The following is a 17,205-nucleotide window of genomic DNA, read 5'->3' on the forward strand; positions in this document are numbered from 1 at the left end:
ACAGACAGCGGCCCTGTCGAGCTTTTCCGGGTCGCGGCCGACGATCCGCGAGACGGCGATGCGGCCCATGTCCAGTCCGCCGCTGTCGAGCGCGTCCGCCACCGCTTCGACATGCTCGGCCAGGCTCTTCTGCGACAGCAACGACGTCGCCAGGATTGCGGTGACCAACAAGCCGAGGGGAATGCTCCAAAGCAAGGTTTCGAGCCAGAGGGCGACGGCGGCCGGCACCACCACGATCACCAGCAGCGCGACGACGCCCCAGCGGCGACGGTCGGCGTCGGAATCAGTGGCGCGGTTGAGCCTGCGGTCGAGAAAGGATATCAGCCTGCCGAACCAGGTGACGGGATGGCCAATGGCATCGAAGAGCCAGGCCGGGTAGCCGAGTACAAGTTCGATGGCCAGCGACAGGAAAGTGATCAGGATCGACATGAAGTCTCTTGATGGAGTGACGGCGGCAGTGGACCACGGCGGAAGCCTTGGCCGGGCGAGGGCGCTTTTCCCTCACGCGCCGCTGCCTTTCGTCGACCTCTCGACCGGGATCAATCCGCACTCCTACCCGCTTTTCGATTTGCCCGCCACCGCCCTCTCGCGATTGCCGGAAGCAGCGCGTGCCCGTGAATTGGCCGAAGTCGCGGCAAGCGCCTATGGCGCGCCGTCGGCGGCGAACGTCGCGGCTGCGCCCGGCACGCAGATCCTGTTGCCGCGCGTCGCTTCGCTGGTCAGCCCGGGCAAGGCGCTGGTGCTCGGGCCGACTTATGCCGAGCATCGGCGGGCAGCGGCGATCGCCGGCCATGCGGCGGCTGAAGTCGATGATTTCGAAGCCTTGGCAGCGGCCGACCTTGCCGTCGTCGTCAATCCCAACAACCCGGACGGGCGCGTCGTCGAGCGCGAAAGATTGCTTCGACTTGCCGCAAAATTGCGCGCCGGAGGCGGGCTGCTGGTGGTCGACGAGGCCTTCATGGATGTCGGCCCGCGCAGCGAAAGCCTGGCCGGCGACGTCGACCAGGGCGGCATCGTCGTGCTGCGCTCGTTCGGCAAGTTCTTCGGCCTGGCCGGCCTGCGGCTTGGCTTTGCACTGGCCGATGCGCTGACGGTCGAGCGGCTGGAGGCGCAATTCGGGCCATGGGCGGTTGCCGGGCCGGCGCTCGAATATGGCATAAGGGCGCTTGCCGATACCGGCTGGCAGGCCGGGATGCGGCGCCGTCTGGCCGAGGATGCCGCACGGCTCGATACGCTGTTCGGCCGCTTCGGCGTGCCTGTCGCCGGTGGCACCTCGCTGTTCCGCTATATCAGGCTGGCGGACGCCGCCGGCCTGTTTTCGGTGCTCGGCCAGCGCGGCATCCTGCTTCGGCATTTCGCCGACCGTCCGGATGTGCTGCGCGCCGGCCTGCCGGGAGCCGACGAAGAATGGCGGCGGCTCGAATCCGCACTTGCCGGCTGGGCCTCCGGGCGCGACGATGATGCCAAGGGAGAAACGATCCAATGATCCACGTCTGCTCGCTGTCCAAAGTCGAGGAAACGGTAACGAAGACCGGGGCCGAGCGGCTGCTTTCGCTGCTTGCCGCCGGCACGGAGGTGATGCGGCCGGCCTCGATCACCAGGGAAAACCATCTGCATCTGGTCATGCACGACATTGCGATAGCGCAGGAGGGCATGACCATGCCGGGCGAGGAGCATGTCTTGAACCTGCTCGATTTCGCGCGCCAATGGGACCGCTCGCGGCCGCTGGTGGTGCATTGCTATGCCGGCATCAGCCGCTCGACTGCCTCGGCCTACATCATCGCGGCAGCGCTGGCGCCGAAGCGCGACGAGGCCGAACTGGCCGAGACGCTGCGCGCGCTGTCGCCCACGGCGACGCCCAATCCGCGGCTGATTGCCATCGCCGACGCACTGCTCGAGCGCAACGGCCGCATGAGCCGCGCCATCGAGGCGATCGGGCGCGGTGCCGAAGCGTTTGAGGGCACGCCTTTTGCGCTGCGGATCGACGCTTGATTACGTCAGCCAATCCGCCAGCTTTGCCTTGCGCACGTCCCTCAGCAGGCCGATGAAGCCGTCGGCCTGATGCTCGGCGGTGAGCCGGCCTTTTTCGGCGGTGGCAATGCTGGCGTTACCAACCACGCCGTTCGGGTTGAGATCGCTGGCGATCCAGGCGAAGGCGTGCGTTCCGGTTTGGCGCACCAGCGAAAATTCCTTTTCGGCACGGGCAACCTTGGACACGAAATTATCGGCCTTGGCCATGTCGACGAGGTCAGGCCGGAAATGCAGCATCAGCGAGGTCTCGACGTCGCCGCCATGGATGCCGTGGCGGTCTTCGAGCTCGGTGTACATGCCGGCCGGCCGGCCAAAACGCTGCCAGCTGGTCTTTACCGCCAGCATCTTTGCCCGCACGCGCAATTCGCGGGTGATAATGCCCATGATCTCCTCATTGCCGCCATGCGAGTTGACGACGACCAGTTTTCGGATGCCGGCGCGCGCGACCGACAGGCCGAGTTCGGTCCATGCTTCGACCAAGGTCGTCGCCGGCAGGGTGAGGGTGCCGGGCGCATGCAAATGCTCGTTCGACTTGCCTATCGCCTGCACCGGCAGGATGCGGATGTCGAGATCGCCGGGCAGGCGGGCGATCACCGTGTCGAGCATGCCGTTCATGATCGAGGTGTCGGTCGAAACCGGCAGATGGGGCCCGTGCTGTTCGATCGCTGCCAGCGGCAGCACGGCAATGGTCGCCTCCGGATCGATGGTCGCGTATTCGGTGGTCCGGTAGTCACCCCACCATACGCGTTTTTTTTCAGCGGTCATGTCATGCCTCTTGAACCGACAAGCCCAGACCTACCGCGGGAACGATCGGCTGTCGATCATCCCGCCGCAATGACCTCGATCTCGACCTTGAATTCCGGCCGGGCAAAGCCGGACACGATCATCAGCGTCGAGGCCGGCGCCGGACTGGCGAACAGCCGGTCGCGAACCTCCATATAGGGCCGCAGGAACGCGCGGTCGGTGACGTAGGCGTTGATGCGGACGATGTCGGACAGGCCGAGCCCGGCCTCGCCGAGAATCGCCGCTATGTTCTGGAAACAGAGCTCGGCCTGTGCGCCGGGCTCCTCGGGGATCTGGTCGTCCGCTGTGATGGCGACCTGGCCCGAACACAGCACCAGCCGCTTGCCGGGCGGCAGCTCGACACCGTGGCTGTAGCGGGCGAAGGGCGGCTTAATCGACTTCGGCGTGAGAAATTTGAACATGGCAATCTCCGGTTCTCGGCAGCGTAAAGCTGGATGTAGGCGGGCATCAAGATGGCGGTGCATGTCACGAGGGCGATTGTGGACAGGCGATCAAAAAATAGGCACGATGCCTTTCGTACAGCATGACCCGTCCGGCCTTCGCGCCGCCATTGCACAGGCGGGCATTGCACAAGCGGGCGGTCCCGACGCAACGCGCCGGTGGCATGTGTCTTGCTTCTTGAAACAATGGTGTCTAGCCCGGCGCGTGATGCGCCGGAGCGAACAAAGGGTGGTGTGGATGTACGGAAGACTCAAGATTTCGGCGGGCGCGATCATGCTGTTTGGCGCAGGTACGCTTGCCGCGGCAGCGAACGAAAAAGTCACCTTCGGCACCAACTGGCTGGCCGAGCCGGAGCATGGCGGCTACTACCAGGCCGTGGTGGATGGTACCTATGCCGCCTGCGGCATCGACGTGACGATCATGCAGGGCGGCCCACAGGTCAGCGGCCGGCCGCTGCTGCTGGCCGGCAAGATCGATTTCTACATGGGCGGCAATCTGCTGTCGGCCTTCGATGCCGTGCAGCAGGGCATACCGATGCGCGTCGTGGCCGCGGACTTCCAGAAGGACCCGCAGGTCATCATGTCCCATCCCGGGCAGGGGCTGGACAAATGGGAAGACCTGAAGAACGCCGACCAGTACATCCTCGGCGACGAAGGTGCCCAGACCTTCTTCCAGTGGATGGTCACCGACCTCGGCTTCGATGCCGCCAAACGCGTGCCATACACCTTCAACCCGGCGCCGTTCATCGCCAACAAGAAGTCGATCCAGCAGGGTTACGTCACCTCGGAGCCATTCGCCGTCCAGAAGCAGGGCGGTTTCACGCCGAACCAGTTCCTGCTGGCCGACTATGGCTGGGACACATATGCAACGACGGTCGAGACCATGCAGGAGACGATCGACAAGCGGCCCGAAGTGGTCCAGTGCTTCGTCGATGGCTCGGCCAAGGGCTGGTACAATTATCTCTACGGCGACAACAAGGCCGCTAACGAGATGATCAAGAAGGAAAATCCGGACATGACGGATGAGCAGATCGCCTTCTCGATCGAGCAGCTGAAGAAGTTCGGCGTGGTCGATTCCGGCGACAGCGAAAAGCTCGGCATCGGCGCCATGACCGACGCACGCATCCAGAGTTTCTACGACAAGATGGTCAAGGCCAAGGTCGCGCCGGCGGGCGTCGACATCAAGAAGGCCTACACGCTTTCCTTCGTCAACAAGAGCGTCGGGCTCGACCTGAAGAAGTAGGCCGTGAAGCTGGAGAAAGTGGCGCAACAGCCAGGAAGTGTACCGGGGCCGACGCTGTTGGCGCTGCGTGGCGTCGGCAAGGTGTTTTCCAACGGCGTCACCGCGCTCAGCAATGTCGAGCTGACGATCCGGGAAGGCGATTTCCTCAGCCTGCTCGGACCGTCGGGCTGCGGCAAATCGACGGCGCTGCGGCTGATTGCCGGCCTGTCGACGCCGACCTCGGGCGTGCTCGACTGGCGCGGCAGCGGCGCCCTCGGTCGTTCGAATATTGGCGACCGTTCGAATATCGGCTTCGTCTTCCAGGAGCCGACGCTGCTGCCCTGGGCCGACGTCTTCGACAATGTCTGGCTGCCGCTGCGGCTGAAGGGCGTGTCGCGAGCCAAGGCGGCGCCGGCGGTGATGGAGATGCTGGCGCGGGTTCACCTGACCGGCTTCGAGAATGCCGTGCCGCGCGAATTGTCAGGCGGCATGAAGATGCGCGTCTCGATTGCCCGGGCCATGGTGACCAAACCGCGGATTCTGTTGATGGACGAGCCGTTCGCGGCACTCGACGAGATCACCCGCTTCAAGCTCAACAACGACCTTCTCGAGCTATGGCAGGATGAGCGTTTTACCGTTGTTTTCGTCACCCACAGCGTCTTCGAAAGCGTATTCCTCTCCAATCGCGTCGTCGTCATGGCGGCGCGGCCGGGCCGGGTGTTCGCCGAGCTTGCCGTCGACGCGCCCTATCCGCGCGACGAGGCGTTTCGCACCTCGCCCGACTATGCCGCGCTTTGCCGCCAGGCATCCGACGTGCTGATCGGCGCCATCAACTCAACAGCCGGGCCGCATCATGACGGCCATTGAAGAACAAATCCTGGCGCTCGACCCGGAGGAGGCGCGTCGCGTTCGCCAGGAGCGCTTCGAGCGCATCGGCAGATGGCTGCTGCCGCTGGCGATCATGATCCTGGCGATCTGGCTGTGGGACCGCGTCTGCGTCTGGAACGACATCCCGAAATACATCCTGCCGCGTCCCGGCGTGGTGCTGCAGACGCTGCATGACGATGCCGGGCTGCTGTTCTCCTCGCTGCTGGTGACGCTTCGGATCACCTTCCTCAGCCTGCTCCTCGCCGTGGTCGGCGGCGTCGGGCTGGCAGTGCTGTTCGCTCAGTCGAAATGGGTGGAGATGTCGTTCTTTCCCTTTGCCATCGTGCTGCAGGTGACGCCGATCGTCGCGATCTTTCCGCTGATCAACATCTATGTCGACAACCAGACGACGAAGCTTTTGCTTTGCGCCTGGATCGTCGCCTTCTTCCCAATCCTGTCCAACACCACGCTCGGCCTCAATTCCGTCGACCGCAATCTGCGCGATTTGTTCAAGCTCAACGGCGCCACCCGCTGGCAGCAACTGCGCTATCTGCGGCTGCCGGCGGCGATGCCTTATTTCCTCGGCGGGCTGAAGATCGCCGGCGGCTTGTCGCTGATCGGCGCGGTGGTGGCCGAGTTCGTCGCCGGCGCCACCGGCCAGTCGTCCGGCCTCGCCTCGCGCATAATCGAGGCCGGCTACCGGCTCAACGCGCCGAGGCTGTTCGCGGCGCTGATCCTGATCTCGCTCACCGGCATCCTGATCTTCCTGGTGCTGTCGCTGATTTCGCATCTCATTTTGCGGCGCTGGCACGAGAGCGCACTGAGGCAGGAGCGGTGATGGAGGGCAGCGCCGCCTTGATACCAGCTTCTGGTTCCTACCATCTTTCCAATGTCCGGCTTCACGCGTCGCTGACGCCGGGCCTTGCTGGAGGCTTCGACGCCGACGGATTTGCGCTTGCCGATATCGCCGTCGCAGACGGCAGAATCTCCAATATTGTCGGACATAGCCGATCCAATGCACCGGCAGACGCAATCGACCTCGCCGGCCGAATCGTGCTGCCCTGCTTCGTCGATTGCCACACCCATATCGACAAGGGTCATATCTGGCCTCGAAAGCCCAACCCGGACGGCACCTTCATGGGCGCGCTGAATGCGACCGGCGCCGACCGGGCGGCGCGCTGGAGCGCCGACGACGTTGCCCGCCGCATGGATTTTTCGCTGCGCTCGGCCTATGCGCACGGCACCAGGGCGCTGCGCACGCATCTCGACAGCGTTGCGCCGCAGGAAGAGATCTCCTGGCCGGTGTTCGAGACGATGCGGGAAAAATGGCGCGGCCGCATCGAGCTGCAGGCGGCCTGCCTACTCGGCATCGAGGGCGTGCGCGACAGGAAATGGTTCGAGAGGCTGGCCAAGCGGGTGGCTGCGGCCAAGGGCGTGCTCGGCGTCGTTACTTACATGGTGCCAGATCTCGAAGAACTGCTCGACCAGGTGTTCGCGCAGGCGATCAAGCACGGCCTCGACCTCGATTTCCATGCCGACGAGACCGACGATGTCGCGGCGATCTCGCTGAAGAAGATTGCCGAGGCAGCCCTTTGGAACGGTTTTGATGGAAACATCCTGGTCGGCCATTGCTGCTCGCTGGCGCGCCAGCCCGACCTCGACGTGCTCGACACGCTGGACAAGGTCGCCAAGGCCGGCTTGGCGGTGGTGTCGCTGCCGATGTGCAATCTCTACCTGCAGGACCGGCGCGGCGACAACACCACGCCGCGCTGGCGCGGGGTGACGCTGCTGCACGAGATGAAGGCGCGCGGCATTGCCGTCGCCGTCGCTTCCGACAATACGCGCGACCCGTTCTACGCCTATGGCGATCTCGACATGCTGGAGGTCTACCGCATGGCGACGCGCATCCTGCATCTAGACCATCCCGTTGGCGACTGGCCGCAAGCTGTCACCGCGACGCCGGCCAAGGTGATGCGGCTCGATGGTTTCGGCACGCTTGCCGCCGGAGGGACGGCCGATTTCGTCGTCTTCAGGGGGCGAAGCTGGACGGAATTGCTGTCGCGGCCCGAATCGGATCGCATCGTCGTGCGCGACGGGCATGCGATCGAGCGCCAGCTGCCCGATTATGCCGAACTCGATGATCTGATGGTGGAATGATGGATATTGCGGCGCTCAAGCGCGACCTGGACGGCCTCAAGGTCGACGACCATCCGGCGATCGTCCAGCAGAAGAGCCGCGACTTCTATTGGTACAGCCCGGTGCTGAAGCAGCAGCTCGAGCACGTCACCGGTGACCTGATCGTGACGCCGAAAACCGAAGACGAGGTCGTCCGCATTCTCGCCGCCTGCCACCGGCATGGCGTGCCGGTAACGCCGCGCGGCAGCGGCACCGGCAATTACGGGCAGGCGATGCCCCTATCCGGCGGCGTGGTGCTCAATCTCGCCGAGATGAACGCGGTCAAGACGATCGCGCCGGGCCGTGTCGTCACCGGCCCCGGCGCCGTGCTCGCCGACATCGACAAGGCGACGCGGGCGCATTCCGGCCAGGAGCTCCGCATGTCACCGTCGACTTACAACACCGCATCGATCGGCGGGTTCGTCGCCGGCGGCTCCGGCGGTATCGGCTCGATCCGCTGGGGCGGACTGCGCGACCTCGGCAACGTCATCCGGCTGAGGACGGTGACGATGGAGGCACAGCCGCGAGTGATGGAACTCACCGGCGAGGACGTGCTGAAGGTCATGCACGCCTACGGCACCAACGGCATCATCACCGAAGTCGAGATGCCGCTGACCGCCAGCTATGACTGGATCGACGTCATCGTCGGCTTCGACGACTTCATGGATGCGGCCGGCTTCGGCAACGATCTGGCCATCCAGGACGGCATACTGGCGAAGCTGATAACGCCGATCGCAGCACCCATCCCTTACGATTATTTCAAGCGCCACCAGCGGTTTTTCCGGCGCGGCCAAAGCATCGTCGTCCTGATGATCGCACCGCATGCGATGGATGCCTTCCTAGCCTTCACGGCGCGCAGCAAGGGCGAGATCGTCTTTCGTGCCGACAAGGAGGCCGATCTCAAAGGGCTGCCGCCGGCCTATGAGCTGACCTGGAATCACACCACGTTGCGCGCCATCCGGGTCGATCCGACGATCACCTACCTGCAGACCCGCTATCCGTCGCCGGACCACCTTGGTCACGTCAAGGCGATGGTCGAACGCTTCGGCGACGAGGTGCCGGCGCATCTTGAATTTATCCGCTTCGACGGAGCCATCGGCATCGCCGGGCTGCCGCTGGTCCGCTTCACCACGGCGGAGCGGCTCGACGAGATCATTCGCATCCACGAAGACAATGGCTGCTGGATCTTCAACCCGCACCGCTACACGCTGGAAGAAGGCGGCATGAAGCGCACCGACGAGGTGCAGCTCGCCTTCAAACGCGAAACCGACCCGCAAGGGCTGCTCAATCCGGGCAAGATGATCGCCTGGGAAAACCCGGACTATGATTATCGCTCCGGCAAGTCGTTTCTGTTCAAGGGGCTGGAGAAGACGGGTTGAGACGATGACGGGCGTATGGCGCTGTACCCCCCTCTGGCCTGCCGGCCATCTCCCCCTCAAGGGGGGAGATTGGCAGTTCCATCGTCTCGACCATCTTCCAACGTCGTCAACTGGCGAAAGCGACGGTGACGGCCAATCTCCCCCCTTGAGGGGGAGATGCCCGGCAGGGCAGAGGGGGGTGCCTCGCGCCGAGAGGTCGGCGGGACAGCGCCCCCCTCTGTCGGCTGCGCCGACATCTCCCCCACGAGGGGGGAGATCGGGCGCGAACCCGCCGCCAGCACCGCGTCGATCAGATCATGCCGCGCACCCTGGTCGCGGAGATAGACTTTTAGGCGATCGTGGAAGAAGGCGAGGAGATCGGCAATGATCTCAGCCGCGGAATGGTCCGGTAGTTCGATGCCGCGTACCTCCGAGGACAGCGAACCTGCTCGTTCACTGATCAAATCATCGGCTGATCCAACACCAGTAGTGAAATCGCCCCCGTCATCCGCTCGCCAGACCACCGAAAACCGATTGCCGCCATTGTAGGTAAGCCCGAACAGCGCGTTTAAAAACTGACGCTGGAGCGGCAGCCTTACCCCATTCTCGACCAAAATCCTGACCACCCCCAGCGCCGCTCTTCTCAGCGCATAGGGGTCCTTCGATCCGGTCGGCCTTTCATCAATCGCCCAGAATCCAACCAGCGTATCCAGCTTGTCGGCAAGCGCTACTGCGATCGAAACCGGATCGGTGGGAACACGATCTGACGGTCCCTGCGGCTTGTAGTGTTCCTCGATTGCGGCGGCAACGGAGGGATGCTCTCCCTGAAGCAGCGCGTATTTGCGGCCCATGGCGCCTTGCAGCTCGGGAAACTCGCCAACCACTTCGGTGGTGAGGTCAGCCTTGGCGAGGACGGCAGCGCGGCGCGCGAGCGTAATCTCCCCTCTCGAGGGGGAGATTGAACCCGCCACGATCGGCGCCAGTTCTTCCGCCAACCTGGCAATCCGCTCCACCCGCTCGCCTTGCGTACCGAGCTTGGCATGAAACGTCACATTGAGATGGTCGAGGCGGGCCATGCGCTGGTCGAGCGGCTTTTTGAGCTCGAGTCCGAACTTTTGCGCCGATGCCTGCAGCTGGTCGAGATCCGGCAGGTCGCCCTGGTCGGTCTTCCAGAAATAGAGCGCGTCGGACAGGCGGGCGCGCACCACCTTGCCGTTGCCATGGGCGATCTCCTTGCCGCCATCCTTGGCCTCGATATTGGCGGTCAGGATGAAACGGTTGGAGAGCTCTTCGCCCGCGCCATGCGGCCGCGTCACGAAACACTTCTGGTTGGCGCGGATGGTGAGCCTGATCACCTCGGCCGGTATGGCCAGAAAATCCTGCTCGAATTCGCCCATCAGCACGACGGGCCATTCGACAAGGCCCGATACTTCCTCCAGCAGCCCCTCGTCCTCGACGAGGTCGAGCCCGCTGGCGAAGGCGAGATTCCTGGCATCGGCAAGAATGATCTCCTTGCGCCTGTCCGCATCGAGCACGACCTTGGCCGCCTCAAGCTTGGCGACATAATCGTCGAAGCGACGCACCGTGATGGCGCCCCGCGCATGAAAACGGTGGCCGTAGGTGACGTTGCCGGAGCGGATGCCGTCGATCTCGAAATCGACCACCACCGGCTCCTCGGTTTCGGGGCCGAAGGTGCACAGGATCGATTGCAGCGGCCGCACCCAGCGCAGCGAGCCGGGCTTGGCCGAAGCCGGCCCCCAGCGCATGGATTTCGGCCAGGGGAAGTTGCGGATGATGCCCGGCACCAGCTCGGCGATGATCTGCTCCGCCGCCCTGCCCGGCCTGGATATATGGGCGACGTAGAAGTCGCCCTTCCTCGGATCGGAATGAACATGCGCCTCGGCAATCGAGGCAAGGCCGGCCTTGCGCAGAAAACCTTGCACCGCCTGCTCGGGCGCCTTGGTCGAGGGGCCCTTGATCTCCTCGCTGATGTCCTTCGAGCGCGCGGTCAGGCCGCGAAGGTCGAGCGTCAACCGGCACGGCGTCCAATATTCGCGCGCCGCCTCATAGGTCAGCCCGGCTTCGACCAGACCGTCGGTCAGCAGCTTCTTCAGGTCGCCGGCAGCTTTCCTCTGCATACGAGCAGGAATCTCTTCCGAACGGAGTTCTAAAAGCAGGTCGGGCATTGATTGTGCTCACGCGGCAAAATGGTCCGGGCGGGGCATAGCAACTCGGCTGGCCGCTGTCACCCTTGCCTGCAAGATCGGCCCTGCAAGATCAGGCGTCCAACGGCGATTTCCGAAAAAATTCAGCCGCCTGTCGGACACGAGCCGGTCCGCCCGTCCTTGGATCAAAGATTTCCATGAACCGAACGCAACGCTGAAGCGACCAACGCTCAGGCAGAGAGCTATTGGCTGGACGAGCATGAAAACGGCATCGACATTCCTGCAGATCCTCGCGCTCAGCGCCTGTTTTACAGCGCAGGCCCATGGCACGTTCTCGATGCCTGGTGTTCGGCAAGCGCTGCGGACAATGGCCGGTGCAAGCGGTCAGGGCGCGCTGGCGATCTACACGGTGTCGCTAGCAGCCAGGCCGGCGCTGTGCTGAGGCTTCGGGGCGGGCGCTGCCTGCCAGGCGCTCTGCCGGCGATGAATCTCCTTCACGATCTCCAGGAACAGGATGCAAAGCACGACGCTGGCGACATCGGCGGCAATGGTCGCAATTGCCGCGTTCTTCAATTCAGGAATCTCCTGCGCTTTCATGGTAAGCTTGAAGGACAGCCGCCCCAGTACGTTGGCTGCCAGCCAGGCAAACCACCAGCCCGGCAGCGATCCTGATGTTTCGCGGGATTTCCAGTCGGGCGATCCGCTGCTCGCCCGCCAAATCTCTGACATCGCTTGATAGGGCTTCCACAGGTTGGCGATCGGGATGAAGTACCAGCCGATCGCCCAGCCGGGCGTGAATTCCATGTCCCTAGCGCCGAGCAGCCTGACATTTTTGTTGGCAAGCCTGATCCAGGCGAGAATGATGACTGCCTGAGCCAGCCATAGAACAAGTTGAACGACGCCGATCGCCCCTTGCATCGTATCGTTCCAATCGGCGGCTGCTGCAACATCGTAATCGTAGCCGCCGCTCTCGATGTCGCTGAGCAGCCAAAGCTCGGACAGGCCGGAGAGCACTGCAATCGTATCGACCAGGATGCCGGCCCAGAGCAGCCGTGTTACCCAAGTGGTGTTAACTGAAAAATCCCTGAAAATATTCACATTGCCCCCCTCGCGTGCTTACCAAGCGAGCGACAACCTAGGCGCGAAAAGGCGAATACTCAAGTAGCTGCGGTTTGTCCGCCAAGCCGCAGCTAAGCCGCCATTCCACCCGCCTGCGTCAGCAGAAACGCCTCGCCACAGGCCTTGGCCAGATTGCGCACCCGCAAGATGTAGCCCTGGCGCTCAGTGACCGAAATGACGCCGCGGGCGTCGAGCAGGTTGAAGACATGGCTGGCCTTGATGCACTGGTCGTAGGCAGGGAAGACCATCCTGTGCATCGCCAGATTGTCGTTCGATGCCGGCGCGCCGGCTTCCAGCAGCGCCTTGCACTCGGCCTCGGCGTCTTCGAAATGGCGCAGCAGCATCGCGGTGTTGGCGAATTCGAAATTGTGGCGCGAATATTCCTGCTCGGCCTGCAGGAAGACGTCGCCATAGGTCACCTTGTCGGCGCCTTCGCGGCCGTTGAAGTTGAGGTCGTAGACGTTGTCGACGCCCTGCACATACATGGCCAGCCGTTCCAGCCCGTAAGTGAGCTCACCCGCCACCGGTGCGCATTCGATGCCGCAGACCTGCTGGAAATAGGTGAACTGCGACACCTCCATGCCGTCGCACCAGCATTCCCAGCCCAGCCCCCACGCGCCCAGGGTCGGGCTTTCCCAGTCGTCCTCGACGAAGCGGATGTCGTGCAGCAGCGGATCGATGCCGATCGCGGCCAGCGAGCCGAGGTAAAGCTCCTGCAGATTGGGCGGATTGGGCTTCAGGATCACCTGGTATTGGTAATAGTGCTGCAGCCGGTTCGGGTTCTCGCCATAGCGGCCGTCCTTGGGGCGGCGCGAGGGCTGGACATAGGCCGCGTTCCAGCGTTTTGGGCCGAGCGCGCGCAATGTCGTGGCCGGATGGAACGTGCCGGCGCCGACTTCCATGTCGTAAGGCTGGAGGACGACGCAGCCATAGTCCGCCCAGTAATTATGCAAGGTCAGGATCAGCCCCTGGAACGAGCGGCTGGGATGCATGTGGGCAGGGATATCAACGGTCACGGCGGCCTCCGGAGGGATGCGGCACCTCGTAGATGCCCCGCCTCCGAGCGTCAAGGCAAAGGGGCGGCACGGCCGAGCGCAGCTCGGTCGGATGAGGGGTGTTCCAGGGAACCTCAACGCATCATTTCTTCCAGCACCCCTCAACCGTCTTGGCGCTACGCGCCAATCCACCTTCTCCCACAAGGGGAGAAGGAAAAAAGGGCGGCGCCCGTCACCCCTTCGGGGCGGGCGCCGGCTCGGGCTTCACCTTGGGGGTTTCCTGCGCCGTGTTGGATTCGATCGGCGGCAGGCCCTTCATCAGCTTTTGCTGTAAGGCGGAAAGCACGTCCGGGTCCGGCTTCAGGTCGCGGGCCTGATTCCACTGGAAGGTGGCTTCCAGCTTGCGTCCGACGCGCCAGTAGGCATCGCCGAGATGATCGTTGAGCACCGGATCCTCCGGCTTCAACGAAACGGCGCGTTCCATTTCGCGCACTGCGTCGTCGAATTGGCCAAGACGGTAATAGGCCCAGCCCAGCGAGTCGACGATGTAGCCGTCGCTCGGCCTCAGGTCGACCGCCTTCTGGATCATCGCGAGGCCTTCCTCGAGGTTCATGTTCTTGTCGACCCAGGAATAGCCAAGATAGTTCAGAACCTGCGGCTGGTCGGGGTAGAGCTCCAGCGCCTTGCGGAAATTCGGCTCGGCCTTCGGCCATTCCTTCAGCCGCTCATAGGCGATGCCGCGCTGGTAGAAGATGTTCCAGTTGGCGGCGGTCGGCGTCTTCAGCACCTCGACCGCCTTGTCGTAAAGATTGGCGGCGGAGCGGAAATCCTCCTTCGAGGAATAGACGCCGCCGAGTGCCAGATAGGCGCGCATGTCGTCGGGATGCGCATCGACGATTGCCTTGAGGTGAGCGATCGCCTCATCGTTGCGGTCTAGATCGGCAAGGTTGAGCCCAAGCTGCAGGTCAGAAAGCTCCTTCAGCGGCGAATTGGCGGGGATGCGGCGATAGAGCGCGATGGCGCCTTCGCCGTCCTTCAACTGCTCGGCAACGGCGGCGAGCTGAACGAGCGCGGCGTCATTGTCGGGCCGCAGCGCCAGCGCATATTGCAGATAAAGCCGCACGAACGGCTCGCCGCCGCCACGGTTGAGCGCGGTGGCGAGATCAAGCAGGATTTCCGAGGCGCCGTCCGACGGACCGGCAACGAATGGTTCGATCTTTTCGCCCTTGTTGATCTTGTCGCGAAGGGCTGCAATCTCGACCTTGCCGGGCGCAAACGCCTCGGCCTTGTCGAGCACCGACAGCGCCTTGGCCTTGTCGCCTTTGCGGGCGAGGAAAGAGGCGTAGGCCTGCGCGTTGCGCATCCATGTTTCGGGGGCGGCACCACCAGCGGCCGTGTCCTGCAGGGTGGCGGTGTAGAGCGCATCCGCTCTTTCGGGCAAGCCGGAGGCGTCTGCAATCAAGGCACGGTGGAAGGACTTGAACAGGCCGAACCAGTCCGGGCCCTGCAGCTTGTCGATTGAAGTCATGGCTTCGCCGGCGTCACCAGCACCCTGCTTGGCCCAGCCGGTCATGACGCCGGAAATCAGCCGGTCGAGATCGGATTCGAGCGACAGCTTGAGCCAGTATTCCGCCTTGGAGAAATCCTTCTTGTGGAAGGAATCGATGGCCAGCGCCAGGCGCGAGAAGCGCTCGACGTCGGGAACCGCCTTGAGCTTGTCGGCATAGACAAGGGATTCGTCGAAGCGTCCCTGCGCGATCAGCGACAGCATCAGACTCTGCTGCAGTCCTGTATCGTTCGGATCGAAGGCGAGCGCCTGCTTGTAATAGGAAATGGCGCTGTCGAGGTCGTTGTCGCCTTCGGCAATCCGCGCGGCGAGATAGGCTCCCGAGAAGGATGTGATCCTGACCGGCTCGGCGGTCTGTTTGGCATGGGCCGGCAAAGCCGAGATCGCCATGCCCGTCGCGATTGCCAGCCCCGTCAGCCAGCGCGCATATCCTTGCCGCATCATATCCCTTTCAGCCAAACGCCATCTCCGCGTCAGCGGGATCGCCGTAGACTCGATCCTTCCAGGTAAAGCATGGCCTTTTTGGGGTCGGGCTTCAACCCGGCCCGAATTCACAATCGGGTCAAGCAATTAATAAACCATGCCGAAAGGGCCCGAACTGCGACCCTTGACCGCGTGGCGTCCGCTTTGGCGCTGCCTGCGCGGCGCTATTTCCCGATGCCGTAAGCGATCCAGGTCGCCTTCTGGCTCGCGGCGGCGGGCATCGTCGTCAGCCTGCTCGCAGCAATGGTGCTTCCGGCAAAGGCGGGATGAGAACAGGCGCGGGGGCGCCGACGCCTCTCAGTTCACCCGGCTGATGCAGAAATCGATGACGTCGATCAGCGCCGATTTCTGCGGCGTCGCCTCGAGCGGCGCCAGCGCGTCGCGGGCGATCTCGCCGAAATGGCGGGCGCGCCCGATGGTGTCGGCAATTGCGCCGTGGCGGAGCATCAGGCCGATGGCCTTCTCCAGCCCGGCATCGTCGGCGGCATTGTCCTCGATGGCGCGTTTCCAGAAGCTGCGCTCGGCCTTGGTGCCGCGCCGATAGGCGAGGATCACCGGCAGCGTCACCTTGCCCTCGCGAAAATCGTCGCCGACATTCTTGCCGAGATCCTTGCTGGTGCCGCCGTAATCCAGCGCATCGTCGATCAGCTGGAAGGCAAGGCCGAGATTCATGCCGTAGGAGCGGAGTGCTGCGCGATCGTTGCGCGTCGCCTGGGCGATGACCGGGCCGACTTCGGCCGCGGCTGAGAACAGCGCCGCGGTCTTGGCCTTGATCACCGCGAAATGCTCGTCCTCGGTGGTTTCGAGGTTTTTGGCGGCGGCCAGCTGCATCACCTCGCCTTCGGCAATCACCGAGGCCGCACTCGACAGGATGTCGAGCGCCTCCAGCGAGCCGACATCGACCATCATGCGGAACGCCTGGCCGAGCAGGAAATCGCCGACCAGAACACTGGCCTGGTTGCCCCAGATCATACGCGCCGTCTTCTTGCCGCGCCGCATGCCGCTTTCGTCGACGACATCGTCGTGGAGAAGTGTCGCGGTATGCATGAATTCGACCGATGTGGCGAGCTTGACATGGCCGTCACCGGAATAGCCGAACATCTGGGCGGCGGCGAGCGTCAGCATCGGCCGCAGCCGTTTACCGCCGGACGAGATCAGATGGTTGGCAATCTCCGGGATCATCTCGACATCGGAGCCGGCCTTCGACAGGATCAATTTGTTGACGCGCCCCATGTCGGCCGCGGTCAGGTCGATGAGGTCCTTTATCGAGGCGGCTTCGCGCTTTCCGTTTTCAATGTTGAGAACGACACCCACGGCAAAACTCCCAACCTCGATATGCACGACGGCAACATGGTCCCTGGACAGACTCTAGGGTGTCACCCACCGGCGCGGCAAGAGGCGAATTGGCGCGCCGGCTCTGGTACATGATCACGCCTACGTTTACATCAACGCCGCAAACTGCGAGTTTCATCCGATGATAGAGCTCATCCGCACCAACGACGCCGTCATCATTTCGTTTGTCGAATCGCTGATGCGCGATGCCGGTATCGGCTGTTTCGTCGCTGACCAGAACATGAGCGTACTCGACGGCTCGATCGGCATCCTGCCCCGCCGTGTCATGGTGGATGCCGACAAGGCCGATGCGGCGCGGCGCATCCTGACGGATGCCGGCATCGCCAACGAGATCCGCCAAAAATAATGTCCGCGTCGCCCGCTGCCCTTGTCCCGGACATGCCGGCTCATACGGTCGATGCCTTCCATCGCGGTCGCTTCTGGCTGGTGCAGCCGAGAAAGGCAGGCCACCGCGCCGGCATGGATGCGATGATGCTGGCAGCCGCCGTGCCGTCCTCCTTCGCCGGGCGGCTTGCCGACTTTGGCGCGGGTGCCGGTGCCGCCGGCCTGGCGGTACTGTCGCGCTGCCCCGCTGCCGCGGCCGTGCTTGTCGAGCGTTCTCCGGAAATGGCGGCCTTCGCCACCAC

17 protein-coding genes and 1 pseudogene are annotated in these 17,205 nt (G+C 63.6%); 10 read left to right on the forward strand and 8 right to left on the reverse strand.

Translation table 11 applies throughout. The features are described from left to right. Positions 1-429, reverse strand: a 429-nt coding sequence (locus E5W70_RS23625; RefSeq protein ID WP_292662988.1) for a cobalamin biosynthesis protein, incomplete at its 3' end; no start/stop codon positions are given. Here E5W70_RS23625 and cobD point away from each other — a divergent pair. Together cobD and E5W70_RS23635 are read left to right on the forward strand one after the other, a co-directional pair. Continuing rightward, a complete protein-coding gene (cobD, locus tag E5W70_RS23630) occupies positions 428-1,486 on the forward strand; it encodes a threonine-phosphate decarboxylase CobD (protein ID WP_292662990.1) in 1,059 nt (352 codons plus the stop codon). The two genes, E5W70_RS23625 and cobD, sit on opposite strands and share 2 nt — an antisense overlap. After that, a complete protein-coding gene (locus tag E5W70_RS23635) occupies positions 1,483-1,992 on the forward strand; it encodes a tyrosine phosphatase family protein (protein WP_292662992.1) in 510 nt (169 codons plus the stop codon). Before cobD ends, E5W70_RS23635 begins: the two co-directional genes overlap by 4 nt. Here E5W70_RS23635 and E5W70_RS23640 read toward each other — a convergent pair whose 3' ends face one another. After that, a complete protein-coding gene (locus tag E5W70_RS23640; RefSeq protein WP_292662995.1) occupies positions 1,993-2,796 on the reverse strand; it encodes a creatininase family protein in 804 nt (267 codons plus the stop codon). It lies immediately after the preceding gene. Positions 2,797-2,852: 56 nt separating this feature from the next. Continuing rightward, complete coding sequence (locus E5W70_RS23645; RefSeq protein ID WP_292662997.1) at positions 2,853-3,236, reverse strand: RidA family protein; 384 nt, start codon at positions 3,234-3,236, stop codon at positions 2,853-2,855. Positions 3,237-3,513: 277 nt separating this feature from the next. Between E5W70_RS23645 and E5W70_RS23650 the strand changes: the two genes are divergently transcribed. From E5W70_RS23650 to E5W70_RS23670, 5 genes are read left to right on the forward strand one after another with little or no spacing between them, the layout of a single operon-like run. Then, positions 3,514-4,518, forward strand: coding sequence for an ABC transporter substrate-binding protein (locus tag E5W70_RS23650; protein ID WP_292662999.1), 1,005 nt, complete (start codon positions 3,514-3,516; stop codon positions 4,516-4,518). A 3-nt stretch (positions 4,519-4,521) separates the two neighbouring features. After that, a complete protein-coding gene (locus E5W70_RS23655) occupies positions 4,522-5,364 on the forward strand; it encodes an ABC transporter ATP-binding protein (RefSeq protein ID WP_292663001.1) in 843 nt (280 codons plus the stop codon). Next, entirely contained in the window at positions 5,351-6,202 is an 852-nt protein-coding gene (locus E5W70_RS23660; RefSeq protein ID WP_292663003.1) for an ABC transporter permease, read from the forward strand. The genes E5W70_RS23655 and E5W70_RS23660 overlap by 14 nt, the downstream gene beginning before the upstream one ends. Before the next feature lie 17 nt (positions 6,203-6,219). After that, on the forward strand, positions 6,220-7,521 hold the full coding sequence (locus E5W70_RS23665) for a cytosine deaminase (protein WP_292663016.1): 1,302 nt from the start codon (positions 6,220-6,222) through the stop codon (positions 7,519-7,521). Next, a complete protein-coding gene (locus E5W70_RS23670; RefSeq protein ID WP_292663018.1) occupies positions 7,521-8,918 on the forward strand; it encodes an FAD-binding oxidoreductase in 1,398 nt (465 codons plus the stop codon). The genes E5W70_RS23665 and E5W70_RS23670 overlap by 1 nt, the downstream gene beginning before the upstream one ends. 56 nt (positions 8,919-8,974) lie before the next feature. On the opposite strand, the gene glyS is transcribed toward E5W70_RS23670, so the two are convergent. Beyond that, positions 8,975-11,083, reverse strand: a complete 2,109-nt coding sequence (gene glyS, locus E5W70_RS23675; protein WP_292663005.1) for a glycine--tRNA ligase subunit beta — start codon at positions 11,081-11,083, stop codon at positions 8,975-8,977. A gap of 238 nt (positions 11,084-11,321) precedes the next feature. On the opposite strand from glyS, the gene E5W70_RS23680 reads away from it, so the two are divergent. Beyond that, the gene (locus E5W70_RS23680; protein ID WP_292663007.1) at positions 11,322-11,504 is read left to right on the forward strand and encodes a hypothetical protein; all 183 of its coding nucleotides are present in this window, start codon (positions 11,322-11,324) and stop codon (positions 11,502-11,504) included. Here the strand turns inward: E5W70_RS23680 and E5W70_RS23685 are convergent. From E5W70_RS23685 to E5W70_RS23700, 4 genes are all read right to left on the reverse strand, one after another. Continuing rightward, positions 11,465-12,160 (reverse strand): DUF4328 domain-containing protein, encoded by a 696-nt coding sequence (locus E5W70_RS23685; protein ID WP_292663009.1) that lies wholly within the window; start codon positions 12,158-12,160, stop codon positions 11,465-11,467. The two genes, E5W70_RS23680 and E5W70_RS23685, sit on opposite strands and share 40 nt — an antisense overlap. A 92-nt stretch (positions 12,161-12,252) precedes the next feature. Then, complete coding sequence (locus tag E5W70_RS23690; protein ID WP_292663020.1) at positions 12,253-13,173, reverse strand: glycine--tRNA ligase subunit alpha; 921 nt, start codon at positions 13,171-13,173, stop codon at positions 12,253-12,255. A 235-nt stretch (positions 13,174-13,408) separates the two neighbouring features. Then, positions 13,409-15,184 (reverse strand): tetratricopeptide repeat protein, encoded by a 1,776-nt coding sequence (locus E5W70_RS23695; RefSeq protein WP_292663022.1) that lies wholly within the window; start codon positions 15,182-15,184, stop codon positions 13,409-13,411. 339 nt (positions 15,185-15,523) lie between these two features. Beyond that, positions 15,524-16,540: a polyprenyl synthetase family protein gene (locus tag E5W70_RS23700; RefSeq protein WP_292663011.1), complete on the reverse strand. Its 1,017-nt coding sequence runs from the start codon at positions 16,538-16,540 to the stop codon at positions 15,524-15,526. A gap of 160 nt (positions 16,541-16,700) precedes the next feature. On the opposite strand from E5W70_RS23700, the gene E5W70_RS23705 reads away from it, so the two are divergent. Then, positions 16,701-16,925: a DUF2007 domain-containing protein gene (locus E5W70_RS23705; RefSeq protein ID WP_023674082.1), complete on the forward strand. Its 225-nt coding sequence runs from the start codon at positions 16,701-16,703 to the stop codon at positions 16,923-16,925. After that, positions 16,925-17,205: pseudogene (locus E5W70_RS23710) on the forward strand (methyltransferase); the annotation flags it as partial. The gene E5W70_RS23705 and the pseudogene E5W70_RS23710, both read left to right, overlap by 1 nt.

Origin of the sequence: Mesorhizobium sp. (assembly GCF_005063415.1) — a bacterium.
In the GTDB taxonomy this organism is placed as follows: Bacteria; Pseudomonadota; Alphaproteobacteria; order Rhizobiales; family Rhizobiaceae; genus Mesorhizobium.